Origin of the sequence: Nocardiopsis listeri NBRC 13360 (assembly GCF_001570765.1) — a bacterium.
Taxonomy (GTDB): Bacteria; Actinomycetota; Actinomycetes; order Streptosporangiales; family Streptosporangiaceae; genus Nocardiopsis; species Nocardiopsis listeri.
This window is the reverse complement of record NZ_BCSH01000110.1, coordinates 1-11,473: the sequence shown is the minus strand read 5'-3', so window position 1 is coordinate 11,473 and position 11,473 is coordinate 1. Positions and strand designations below refer to the sequence as shown.

Genomic DNA, 11,473 nt, shown 5'->3' with positions numbered 1-11,473 from the left:
GCCCCGCCAGCACTCCGGCACTTGAGCGACCAGAGTGTGAAGTCCTACCAGAACACCGAAAGCCCCGAGCGCCTAATACGCCCGGGGCCGTTCCACAGTTCTACGGTCCTGCTCTCCTGCTCTCCTGCTCTCCTGCTCTCCTGCTCTCCTGCCCTCCTGTCCTTGCGCCCGTGCGCCTGTGCGCCCATGCGCCCTTCCCTCGCTCGAATGCCCTAGTTGATCAGTCCCAAAAAGGTCGGCAACCACAGGGAGAACTGCGGGACGAACACCACCAGGAACAACGTGACCAGCAGCGCCACGAAGAACGCCCACAGGCGGTTGATCACCGGTTCGATCCGCAGACGCGCCACCCTCGCACCCACGAACAGCACGTTCCCCACCGGTGGCGTGATCACCCCCAGGGACAGGTTCATCACGACCATCACGCCGAAGTGCACCGGGTCGATCCCGAACTCCTGCACGATCGGCAGGAAGATCGGCACGAAGATGAGGATCGCCGGGGTCGGGTCCATGAAGGTGCCGATGACGAGCAGGACGACCATCATCAGCAGCAGGATGACCACGTCACTACCGGTGAACCCGAGGACGAAGCCGGAGATCACCTCCGGGATGCGCGCGAACGACATGACGAACGCCAGCACCGTGGACACCCCGACCAGAAGCATCACGATGGCAGTGGTCCGACCGGCGTCCATGAGGATCTGCGGCAGGTCCGTGAACCTGATCGACCGGTAGATCGCCGAGAGCACCAGGCAGTACACCACGGCGATGGAGGCCGACTCGGTGGCGGTGAAGAATCCGCTGAGGATCCCGCCCACCACGATGACGATCATCAGCAGGGACGGCACCGCGCGCCAGACCACGACCAGACCCTGGGCCGGGCTCACCCGCTCCTCCGTGCGCAGTCGCCCGGGCCGGCGGCGCGCGTGCAGGTACACCACGACCATGCAGGCCAGGACCCACAACAACCCCGGCACCAGACCGGCCATGAACAGCGCGGCGATGGAACTGCCAGAGACCAGCGCGTAGACGATGAAGGTGTTGGACGGGGGGATCAGCATCCCCGCGGGCGCCGAGGCGATGTTCACGGCGGCGCCGAACCGGCGGTCGTAACCCTCCTGGGCCATGCGCGGGCCCATCACCGTGCCCACGGCGGCGGCGGAGGCGACGGCCGCGCCGGACACCGACCCGAACAGGCCGTTGGCCACCACGTTGGTCTGGGCGATGGAGGCCGGCATGCGCCCCGTCACGACCTTGGCGGCGTCCACCAACCTCCCGGCGATGCCCCCGTTGTTCATGATGACGCCGGCCAGGACGAACAACGGGATCGCCAGGAGTGGGAACGAGTTGATGCCGGAGAACACCTGTTGCGCGCTGACCAGGGCCGCCTGTTCGAGTCCGACCAGGGGGATGGCGGCCAGGAACGCCGACAGACCGATGACCACGGCGATCGGTACGGATGAGGCGATACCGATGATGATGCCGACCAGAAGAATGAGTCCGGCCAGGGCTGCGGGGTCCATCAGGTGTCCTTTCCGGTGCTGTTCTCGGAACCGTCCACGCCCTCGTCCTCGGGGGAACCGGGGGACCGGTCGACCTCTGTCAACAGCACGCTGTCGGGGGCGTACTCCTCCTGCCGGATCTCGGTGTGGTCCTCGGCGACGTCGGCGTACGGTTCCTCCGCACCCGTCAACAGGCCTCGGACGTGGTGCAGGGCGTAGAACGTCACCAGCACACCGGTGATCGGCATCGCCAGGTACATGTGCCCGTAGGTGAAGGGCAGCGCGCTCAACTGTTGACTCCACGTGTTCTGCGCCGCGGCCCAACCACCCCAGACGAGGATGACCAGGGCGAAGGCCAAGACGATGAGCTGTACTCCGACGGCGACGGATCTTTCGACCCCCGCCGGGGTCTTACGGGCGAGGTACTCGACGGCGATGTGACCGCGTTCGCCGAACACGTACGCCGAGGCGAACAGACCCAGCCACACGAAGGACATCCGAGCGCCCTCGTCGGTCCAGGTCGCGGGGTCGCCCAGGATCTGGCGACTGAACACCTGCCACACGACGATCACCGCCAGCAGTGCGAAGAGCACGACGACGATCCAGTAGAGACAGGTGTCGAGGAACTTCTTCAACGACTCCACGGAAACCTCCGATCGGGGGTGCGGGACCTGCTGCGACGCTTCACTCCGCGGCCTCGCGCGCGGCGTTGTGGAGTTCCCGCTGGGTGTCGGTGACGACGAACTCCTCCACCAGGCCGTCCAGGGCCTCGGCGAACGAGGCCTCGTCCACCTGGTGGAACTCGGCGCCGTCGGCCTCGGCGCCGGTGATGGCCTCCTCCGTGGCCTCGGCCCACAGCACGGCGTGCTCTTCGTAGGCGGCCGTCCATCCCTCGTCGAAGGCGGCGCGCTGTTCGTCGCTCAACCCGGCCAGCGCGTCGGAGTTGATGATCAGGTAGTCCAGCCCGATCAGGTGTTCGGTGTAGGACCAGTACGGAGCCACCTCGTAGTGGCGTTGGGTGAAGTAGGAGACCTCGTTGTTCTCCGCCGCGTCCACGACCCCCGCCTGGAGACCGGTGTAGAGCTCGCCGTAGACCATCGGGGCGGCCGAACCTCCGAGCGCTTCGGCGATGGCCACGTTGAGCGGGGACTCCTGCACCCGGATGTTGGCGCCGGCCAGGTCGTCGGGCGTCTGGACGGGGCCGTCCGCCGTGTACACGCTGCGGGCGCCCTGGGTGAATCCGCCCACCACCGTCAGGTCGTGGTCCTCCTCCAGGGAGGTGTACAACTCACCGGTGATCTGGGGGTCGTGGACGACGTCCATCTGGTGGTCGATGTCGTCGAAGACCCTGGGCACGTTGAACGCGATGAAGTCCTTGTTCAGGTTCTCCAGTTGGGCACCGGAGACGACGGCCATGTCCACGGCCCCGCTCGCCACCAGTTGCAGTACCTCGGCCTGTCCGCCCAACGTCTCGTTGGGGTAGATGTCGAGGTTCACTCCGTCGATGTTCTCCCGTAGGTGGTCGCCGAAGTGGTCCAGCGCGGTGAACGAGGGGTGTTCCTCCGATTGGTTCAGGGCCAGCCGCAGGGATCGCTCACCTGCGGGGCCAGTGGATTCGGCGCCGCCCCCGCAGGAGGCCAGCACCAGGGTCGCCGCCACGGAGGCGGTGGCGACCAGGCACGTTCTGCCATGTGTGCGCACTGTCGGTTTCCCGTCCTTGGTCGCTTCGTGCCGGCGGCGTTCGAAGATCTCAGTCATGGTCGGTCACCCTCGAACCGCGCAGGAGGAGCAGGATCCCACCGGCCAGGACCAGGACCACGGTGCCCCAGAGGAACCAGGGCGAGGACAGGCCGGCCATGTAGCCGTACATCCCACGCAGACCGATCGAACGCCACTCCTGGCCCATCACGTGGGAGAAGTCCTCCACCACGGCCATGTCGCCGGTGGTCGGGTCCTCCCCGCTGGCGGCGGCCTCCGCGCCGAGCGAGGCGGCCGAGATCCCGGCTTCCTTGGGGAAGGAGGTGAACGCCCCGACGGACTCGTTGATGCCCGCACTCGCGTCGGGGTCGATGTGGTCGCGGGCGTTGGACTTGAACAACGCGGGGATGCCCAGGCGCGTGGCCTCGCTCATCTCCTGGACGGAATCGGTGAAAGCAGCGGCCTCTTCCGGGGTGACGCTGGTCGAGGCGTTGAAGGCCGGACTCGGATTCACCGCATTCGGCTTCATCGGGGCCGGTGACGGTATTGCGGAAAACAAAGATCACGTCCTTGACGCGTGACTCCACCTGGGGGTTCTCGTCCGCGGCGGCGACGTCCGGCACGGTTGCCGGCCCGAGGGCGACCGCTAGGGCGAGTGGGATCGCCAGGGCGGAAAAGCGCGGGCCGCAAGCGCGCTGACGAGGGGATTCGGGCATGTCGTGAACTTCCAATCGGGGTGGTGTGCTCAGGGTCACACCGGCCTACGGGCCCGGCAAGAAGTTGCCATATGTTGGCGTGGGCTCCACCTCGAAGTCCCCCGGTGGTCCATCGCCGGGGGCTCGCTCGGCGCACCGATCGAGTGCCACGGCGACCGCGATAGGTTGTGCGCATGTCAGGTGAGGTCTGTGGGAACGACGACCCGGTCGAGCGGCGCTCACCCACGATCTACGACGTCGCCGAGGCCGCCGGGGTCTCGCCGTCCACGGTCTCGCGAGCCTTCTCCCGACCGGGAAGGGTCAACGCCGAGACCGCCGAACACATCAGGCGCGTGGCCCACGACCTGGGTTACCGGGTCAACCCCTTGGCGCGGTCGCTGCCGGTCGAACGCACCTCGATGCTGGCCCTGGTGGTCGCCGACGCCACCAACCCGTTCCACTTCGAGATCATCCGGGGCGCGCAGGACGCCGCCACCAAGGCCGGATACACGGTGCTGCTCACCGACACCCGCGAATCGGACCTACTGGAACGCCAGGCACTGGAGCGCACCCTGCCGATGGTCGAGGGCATCGTCCTGGCCAGTTCTCGCATGTCGGACTCCACGATCCGGGTGACCGCCAAACAACGACCGATGGTCGTGCTCAACCGCGTGGTGACCGGGGTGCCGAGCGTGGTGACCGACATCAGCAGCGGGGCCCGACGCGCCATCGACCACCTGCGTGAACTCGGACACGACAGGTTCACCTACGTCGCCGGTCCGGAGGCGTCCTGGACCGACGGCATGCGTTGGCGGGAACTGCGTGCGGCCACCCGCGGCACCGGCCCCAAGGTGCGTCGGATCGGGCCCTTCCCACCGACCCTGGAAGGGGGAGTGACGGCCGGGCGCGCGCTGCGCCGAGCACCCACCGGCGCCGTGATCGCCTACAACGACCTGCTCGCCATCGGGCTCATGGGCGAGCTCATCGGGCACGGCCACCGTGTTCCGGACGACCTCAGCGTGATCGGCTTCGACGACATCTTCGGCGCCCAGTTGGTCACGCCGGGGCTGACCACCGTCGCCGCCCCGCTCTACCAGGTCGGTTCCACGGCGGTGGGCCACCTGTTGGCGGTACTCAACGGCGCGAGGCCCCAGACCGAGGCGCCGCTGGTGGTGCCCACCTCCCTGATCCGACGCCGATCCACGGGACCCTACGGTGGCGACCCGGTGAAGTGAGGCCGGGGAGCGGTCCAGGGCAACTGACGGCAACTCGTTGCCGGCCGTGTGAGGTGGGCCTCAGCATGTGGCCATGACATCAACCGCGCCCCTGGCTCCGCACCCGGATCGTCTGCTGCCCACCGATCCCTCGGTCCGGTCGATCGCGCGACGGCTCTACCGGCACGTGCGAGAACTCCCCATCCTCTCCCCACACGGGCATGTCGACCCACGACTGTTCGTCGAGGACGCGGCCTTCCCCGACCCCGCCACGCTGCTGGTCACCAAGGACCACTACGTGACCCGGATCCTGCACGCGGCGGGGTTCTCCCTCGACGAACTCGGGGTGGGGCGGGACGAGCTCACCGAAGCGGAGTCGCGGTCGATCTGGCGTGTCCTGTGCTCGCGGTGGGACGTCCTGCGGGGCACACCGTCCCGGTACTGGTTGGAGTCGGAGCTGTCGGAGATCTTCGGGGTCACGCAGCGGCCCTCGGCGGCCACCGCCGACGCGATCCACGACCGGATCGCCGAGTGTCTGGCCAGGGACGAGTTCCGGCCCCGGGCGCTCTTCCGCGGCTTCCGTGTGGAGGTGCTCGCCACCACCGACGACCCCGCCGACGACCTGTCCGCGCACCGGTCGCTGCGCGCGGACCCCACGTGGGACGGGCGCGTCATCCCCACCTTCCGACCCGACCGCTACCTGGAGGCCGGTCAGGCCGGATGGGTCGAGGCCGTGGACCGGCTGGGCGAGGTCGCCGGGATCGACACGGGCGACTACACCGGCTACCTCCGCTCCCTCGCGGAGCGCCGCCGCCGCTTCGTCGAACTCGGGGCGACCTCGGCCGACCACAGCCACTTCGACGTACGCACCGACCCGCTCGACTCGCGCGAGGCCGAACGCATCTACCGCGCCGCTCGCACCGGTACGGCCACACCCGAGGAGACCACGGCCTTCCGGCGTCACATGCTGCTGGAGATGGCCCGTATGTCCACCGAGGACGGCCTGGTCATGACCCTGCACCCGGGCGTGCGACGCGGCCACCACACGCCCACGCACCGGTCCCACGGTCCCGACACCGGACACGACATCCCCGTCCGGGCCGAATTCACCGAGGCGCTGCGGCCCTTGCTGGAGCGTTACGGAACCCACCCGAACCTCCACCTGGTCCTGTTCACCTTGGACGAGAGCACGTTCTCCCGAGAGATCGCCCCACTGGCCGGCTTCTACCCGTCCGTGTACGCGGGCGCCCCCTGGTGGTTCCTGGACGCGCCCGAAGCGGTGCGCCGGTTCCGGGGCGCCGTGACCGAGACGGCCGGCTTCACGCGTACCTCCGGGTTCATCGACGACACCAGGGCCTTCTGCTCGATCCCGGCCCGGCACGACATGTCCCGCCGCCTGGACAGCGGTTACCTGGCCGGGTTGGTCGCCGAACACCGCCTGGACGAGGACGAGGCAGCCGAGGTCGCGATGGAGCTGTGCACCACTATCCCCCGGGAGGTGTTCAAGCTGTGAGTCAGTACGACGACACCTCCGATACGACCGCCTCCGACAGGCCTGTCGCCCGCACCCTCACCCGCGCCGCCGGCCGGCCCGACCTCGAACCCGCGCCGGTTCGCATCGTGCACCTGGGACTGGGCAACTTCTTCCGCGCGCACCTGGCCTGGTACACCCACCGCGCCCCGGGGCGCTGGGGCATCGCAGCCTTCACCGGACGCCGGGACGGACCCGCCGACGCGCTGCGGCCACAGGAAGGGCTGTACACACTCGTCACCCGACACGAGGACGGCGACCGCTTCGAGGTCGTGGGCAGCGTCTCCGCCGTCCACTCGGCCGCCGACCACGACGCGTGGCTGGGCTACTTCCGCTCACCCGACCTGGCCGTGGTCACCTCCACGGTCACCGAGGCCGCCTACCTGCACGTCCCCGGCAGCGGGCTCGACACCGACCACTCCGGAGTACGCGAGGACGTCGAGACCCTGCGGCGCGACCCGACGGCCCCGGTCTCCACCGTGCCCGCACGGCTTCTGGCCGGACTCCTCGCCCGCGCACGCGCCGGGCTGGGGCCGATCACCCTCGTGCCGTGCGACAACCTGCCCCACAACGGCTCCGTCTTGCGCGCCGTCGTCCGCGACGTGGCCGCGCTCGTGGACCCCGACCTGCTCCCCCTGGTGGAGCGGACCGCCGCCTACGCCACCACCGTGGTCGACCGCATCACCCCGCGCACCACCGACGAGGACCGCGACGCGGTCCTGGCCCGGACCGGGGCGCGCGACGCCTCCCCGGTGGTCACCGAACCGTTCAGTCAGTGGGTGATCGGTGGTGGGTTCCCGGCCGGACGCCCGGACTGGGAAGCCGTCGGGGCGGTGGTCACCGACGACGTCACCCCCTACGAACAGTGCAAACTCACCCTGCTCAACGGCGGACATTCCCTGCTGGCCTACGCCGGGAGCGCTCGCGGACACACCACGGTCGCCGACGCCGTGGACGACCCGGTCTGCCTCGGTTGGCTACGGGAGTGGTGGGAGGAGGCCCGCCCCCACCTCGACCTGCCCGAGGACGAGATCGAGGACTACCTGGACGCGCTCCTGCGGCGCTGGTCCAACCCGAGGATGCGTCACCTGTTGGCGCAGATCGCCGCGGACGGGTCGGTGAAGCTCCCGGTCCGGATCCTGCCGACGGTGCGGGCCGAACGGGCGCGGGGACGCATGCCTCGGGCGGCGTCTCGGGTCCTGGCCGCCTGGGTATGCCATCTGCGCGGCTTGGGCGCACCGGTCTCCGACCCCCGCTCCCAGCCGGCACGAAAGGCGGCCGCCGGCCCGGTCGACGAAGCCGTCCCTCGTGTCCTGGCCCTGCTGGACCCCTCCCTGGCACACGACACCACCCTGGTCGCCGAGATCGCGCGCCGCGTCGAGGAACTCGACGCCGCTTCGTGAGCGCGCACCGCCCCGGCCCTCCCCACCACCCCGAACCGAACGAGGAACCGACCATGAAGATCGCCTCAGCGGACGTCATCGTGACGTGCCCCGGCCGCAACTACGTCACCTTGAAGATCACCACCGAGGACGGGGTCACCGGCATCGGCGACGCCACCCTCAATGGACGTGAACTGTCGGTGGCGTCCTACCTGCGCGACCACGTGTGCCCACTCCTGGTGGGCCGTGACGCCGGTCGGATCAACGACATCTGGCAGTACCTGTACCGGGGCGCCTACTGGCGGCGCGGACCGGTGACCATGACCGCCATCGCCGCGGTCGACTGCGCCCTGTGGGACATCCTCGGCAAGGTCACCGGGCAACCCGTCCACCGCCTGCTCGGCGGGGCCGCGCGTGAGGGCGTCATGATCTACGGCCACGCCAGTGGGGGCACCGTCGACGAACTCCTCGACGACGTGGCGGGCTACCTCGACCAGGGCTACAAGGCCGTGCGGGTCCAGGCCGCCGTCCCCGGGCTCGACAGCACCTACGGACTGCACCACCCGGGCACCGGCCACACCTATGAGCCCGCCGACGCGGCGATGCCCTCCGACAACGCCTGGCACACGCCCTACTACCTGGACTTCGCGCCGAAGATGATGAAGGCGGTCCGGGACCGGTTCGGCTACGACTTCCACCTGCTGCACGACGTGCACCACCGGCTCTCCCCGTTGGAGGCCGCCCAGCTGGGCAAGTCCCTGGAGCCCTACCGGATGTTCTGGATCGAGGACGCGACCCCGGCCGAGGACCAGGAGGCCTTCCGGACCATCCGGCAGCACACCACCACCCCGCTGGCCGTGGGCGAGGTCTTCAACTCCATCTGGGACTGCCAGTACCTGATCACCAACCGGCTCATCGACTACATCAGGACGTCGGTCTCCCACACCGGCGGCATCACCCACCTGCGCAAGGTCTTCGACCTGGCCGACCTGCACGGGGTGCGCACCGGCTCGCACGGCGCCGGGGATCTGTCCCCGGTCTCGTTCGCCGCCGCGCTGCACCTGGACCTGACCGTGCCCAACTTCGGCATCCAGGAGTACATGGGCCACCTGGAGCCGGCCTCCGAGGTGTTCAAGACCTCCTACACGTTCGAGGACGGCTACATGCACCCCGGCGACGCCCCCGGCCTGGGCGTGGAGATCGACGAGGAGGCCGCGGCCCGTTACCCCTATGAACCCAGGTACCTGCCGGTGAACCGCCGCTTGGACGGTTCCATGCACGACTGGTGAGGGGAACCGAGATGACAGGCTCCAACGAGGACGTCCTCGACGCGTTGGGCGCGGCCGGGATCCTGCCCGTGTTGCGCACCCGCGACCCGTCGCGGTTGAGGGACCGGGTCCACCGGCTGCGCGACTGCGGCGCGAAGGCGGTGGAACTGACCACCTCCATCCCCGGCTGGGACGAGCGGCTCGCGGAATTCACCGAGACGATGCCGGACCTGGTCTGGGGCATGGGCACCGTCACCGAACCGGCCGTGGCCGAGCGGGCGCTGGGGCACGGCGCGTCCTTCCTGGTCAGCCCCTACCCGGTGCCCGAGGTGCGGCGTGCCGTGGCCGGCTCCGGGACGTTGCTGATCGAGGGTGGCCACACACCGGGGGAGCCGGCATCCGTCGCCGGTTCGGGGGTCGCCAAGGTGTTCCCCGCGCACGTGGGCGGAACCCGCTATCTCCGCTCCCTGTCCCCGGTACTGCCGGGATGCCGGCTGATACCCTCCGGCGGGATCGGCCCGCGAGAGGTGCCGGCCTGGACGGCGGCCGGGGCGTTCGCGGTCGCGGTCGGCTCCGCGCTCTTGGCGGTCGACGACCTCGCCGAGCACTTCGCCGCGGCGCGTGAGAAGAGAGCAGAGGTGGAACGGTGACACGGTTCCTGGCCATCGGTGAGTGCATGCTCGAACTCACCCACCGCACCGAACACGACCTACGTCTGAGCGTGGCCGGTGACACCTACAACACCGCCGTCTACCTGGCCCGGAGCACCATGCTCCAGGAAGTGGGCGTGGACTACCTGACACTGCTGGGCGACGACCACTACAGCGACCTCGTGCTGGAGACCATGCGCGGGGAAGGCGTGGGGACCCACCTGGTGGGGCGGGTGGCCGGAGCGCAACCGGGACTGTACCTGGTGCGCACCGACGATGAGGGTGAGCGTTCGTTCACCTACTACCGGTCGCGGTCGCCCGCGCGCGGGCTCTTCGGTGCGGGGCACGACCTCGCCGATGGACTGGGCGGTCACGACGTGCTCTACCTGTCCGCGGTGACCTTGCAACTGCTGACGGACAAGGCGAGACGGCGCCTGTGGGAGCTCTTGGCGCGGGCGCGTGAGCAGGGCGCGCGCGTGGTGTTCGACAGCAACTACCGACCCGCCGGGTGGCCCGATCGGGAGGCCGCGCGCGAGGCGGTGAGCACGGCCTACGGCCTGACCGACACGGCGCTGTCGACCTTCGACGACGAGAGGGCGCTGTTCGGCGACGACTCACCCGAGGCGGCGGCCCGGCGCCTGCGCGGCCAGGGGCCGCGGGAGGTCGTGGTCAAGGACGGTGCCCGCGGGTGCGTGGTTCTGGTCGAGGAGGAGATCGGCTCGGAACCGGTGCACGTGCCGGCCGAGGTGGTGGACGAGGTCGTCGACACCACGGCGGCGGGGGACTCCTTCAACGCCGGATACCTCGCGGCGCGGCTGCGGGGGGAGGGCCCCGTGGAGTCCGCTCGCCGGGCGCACGCGCTGGCCGCCAGGGTCGTGGCCCGGCGCGGCGCGGTGGTCCAGGATCCGGAACTGCCGCCGCGCGGCGCCCGGCCGTAGGCGGTTCGGGGCGGGGTCCCGGTCGAGTTCCAGACTCGGCCGGGACCTTCCCGTTTCCCGAGCCCCGCACAGGTCGTTCGGGGGAGATCGCCCTGGCGTGGGGGAATTCATGCATGTTACCGTTGGTAACACACATAGGCCGTCCCTCCACCCCCGGAGGGTCCGACGAAGGACGTAAGCGCATGAGCGAGGACACCGCCCCCACCTTCAGCCTGGAACCGAGTCAGGACGTCCGCGACGTCCGGGACTGGGCCCACGGGTTCGCCAAGGACGTCATCCGCCCCGCCGGGGCCGAGTGGGACGAGCGTGAGGAGACTCCCTGGCCGATCATCCAGGAGGCCGCCAAGATCGGCCTGTACTCCCTGGACTTCTTCGCCAACCAGTGGCTCGAACCCAGCGGGCTGGGCATCCCCGTCGCCTTCGAGGAGCTCTACTGGGGCGACCCCGGCATCGCCCTGTCCATCACCGGCACCGGTCTGGCCGCGGTCTCCGTCGCCTCCAACGGAACCCAGGACCAGCTCTTCGAATGGGTGCCGCAGATGTTCGGCACCCCCGACGACGTCAAGCTCGGCGCGTTCTGTTCCTCCGAGCCCGA

General features: G+C 69.5%; 12 protein-coding genes. 8 read left to right on the top strand and 4 right to left on the bottom strand.

Going from position 1 to position 11,473, the window contains the following annotated elements:
* Nucleotides 1-212 precede the first annotated feature (212 nt).
* Genes NLI01S_RS24445 through NLI01S_RS24430 form a run of 4 tightly spaced genes read right to left on the bottom strand, consistent with a single transcriptional unit; the run spans nt 213 to nt 3,633 of the window.
* The gene (locus NLI01S_RS24445; protein WP_223809374.1) at nt 213-1,523 is read right to left on the bottom strand and encodes a TRAP transporter large permease; all 1,311 of its coding nucleotides are present in this window, start codon (nt 1,521-1,523) and stop codon (nt 213-215) included.
* Nucleotides 1,523-2,146, bottom strand: a complete 624-nt coding sequence (locus NLI01S_RS24440; RefSeq protein WP_084392868.1) for a TRAP transporter small permease — start codon at nt 2,144-2,146, stop codon at nt 1,523-1,525. Before NLI01S_RS24440 ends, NLI01S_RS24445 begins: the two co-directional genes overlap by 1 nt.
* A gap of 40 nt (nt 2,147-2,186) precedes the next feature.
* Entirely contained in the window at nt 2,187-3,260 is a 1,074-nt protein-coding gene (locus NLI01S_RS24435; RefSeq protein ID WP_084392866.1) for a TRAP transporter substrate-binding protein, read from the bottom strand.
* A complete protein-coding gene (locus NLI01S_RS24430) occupies nt 3,253-3,633 on the bottom strand; it encodes a hypothetical protein (RefSeq protein ID WP_190318582.1) in 381 nt (126 codons plus the stop codon). Before NLI01S_RS24430 ends, NLI01S_RS24435 begins: the two co-directional genes overlap by 8 nt.
* Here NLI01S_RS24430 and NLI01S_RS26140 point away from each other — a divergent pair.
* The 8 genes from NLI01S_RS26140 to NLI01S_RS24395 all read left to right on the top strand — a co-directional run.
* Entirely contained in the window at nt 3,620-3,781 is a 162-nt protein-coding gene (locus NLI01S_RS26140; protein WP_190318581.1) for a hypothetical protein, read from the top strand. The two genes, NLI01S_RS24430 and NLI01S_RS26140, sit on opposite strands and share 14 nt — an antisense overlap.
* A 308-nt stretch (nt 3,782-4,089) precedes the next feature.
* Complete coding sequence (locus tag NLI01S_RS24425; RefSeq protein WP_067609170.1) at nt 4,090-5,130, top strand: LacI family DNA-binding transcriptional regulator; 1,041 nt, start codon at nt 4,090-4,092, stop codon at nt 5,128-5,130.
* A gap of 73 nt (nt 5,131-5,203) precedes the next feature.
* Nucleotides 5,204-6,622, top strand: coding sequence for a glucuronate isomerase (gene uxaC / locus NLI01S_RS24420; protein WP_067609181.1), 1,419 nt, complete (start codon nt 5,204-5,206; stop codon nt 6,620-6,622).
* Nucleotides 6,619-8,043: a mannitol dehydrogenase family protein gene (locus NLI01S_RS24415; protein ID WP_223809373.1), complete on the top strand. Its 1,425-nt coding sequence runs from the start codon at nt 6,619-6,621 to the stop codon at nt 8,041-8,043. Before uxaC ends, NLI01S_RS24415 begins: the two co-directional genes overlap by 4 nt.
* Nucleotides 8,044-8,096: 53 nt before the next feature.
* Nucleotides 8,097-9,311, top strand: coding sequence for a D-mannonate dehydratase ManD (gene manD / locus NLI01S_RS24410; protein WP_067609176.1), 1,215 nt, complete (start codon nt 8,097-8,099; stop codon nt 9,309-9,311).
* Nucleotides 9,312-9,322: 11 nt separating this feature from the next.
* A complete protein-coding gene (locus NLI01S_RS24405) occupies nt 9,323-9,940 on the top strand; it encodes a bifunctional 4-hydroxy-2-oxoglutarate aldolase/2-dehydro-3-deoxy-phosphogluconate aldolase (protein ID WP_067609167.1) in 618 nt (205 codons plus the stop codon).
* Nucleotides 9,937-10,878 (top strand): sugar kinase, encoded by a 942-nt coding sequence (locus NLI01S_RS24400; protein ID WP_067609164.1) that lies wholly within the window; start codon nt 9,937-9,939, stop codon nt 10,876-10,878. Before NLI01S_RS24405 ends, NLI01S_RS24400 begins: the two co-directional genes overlap by 4 nt.
* Nucleotides 10,879-11,060: 182 nt before the next feature.
* Nucleotides 11,061-11,473, top strand: a 413-nt coding sequence (locus tag NLI01S_RS24395) for an acyl-CoA dehydrogenase family protein (protein WP_190318580.1), incomplete at its 3' end; no start/stop codon positions are given.

Coding starts and splice junctions, on each gene's coding strand:
- NLI01S_RS24445 (WP_223809374.1), bottom strand. CDS start 1,523: ATGGACCCCGCAGCCCTGGCCGGACTCATTCTTCTGGTCGGCATCATC.
- NLI01S_RS24435 (WP_084392866.1), bottom strand. CDS start 3,260: ATGACTGAGATCTTCGAACGCCGCCGGCACGAAGCGACCAAGGACGGG.
- NLI01S_RS24430 (WP_190318582.1), bottom strand. CDS start 3,633: ATGAGCGAGGCCACGCGCCTGGGCATCCCCGCGTTGTTCAAGTCCAAC.
- NLI01S_RS24425 (WP_067609170.1), top strand. CDS start 4,090: ATGTCAGGTGAGGTCTGTGGGAACGACGACCCGGTCGAGCGGCGCTCA.
- uxaC (WP_067609181.1), top strand. CDS start 5,204: ATGACATCAACCGCGCCCCTGGCTCCGCACCCGGATCGTCTGCTGCCC.
- manD (WP_067609176.1), top strand. CDS start 8,097: ATGAAGATCGCCTCAGCGGACGTCATCGTGACGTGCCCCGGCCGCAAC.
- NLI01S_RS24405 (WP_067609167.1), top strand. CDS start 9,323: ATGACAGGCTCCAACGAGGACGTCCTCGACGCGTTGGGCGCGGCCGGG.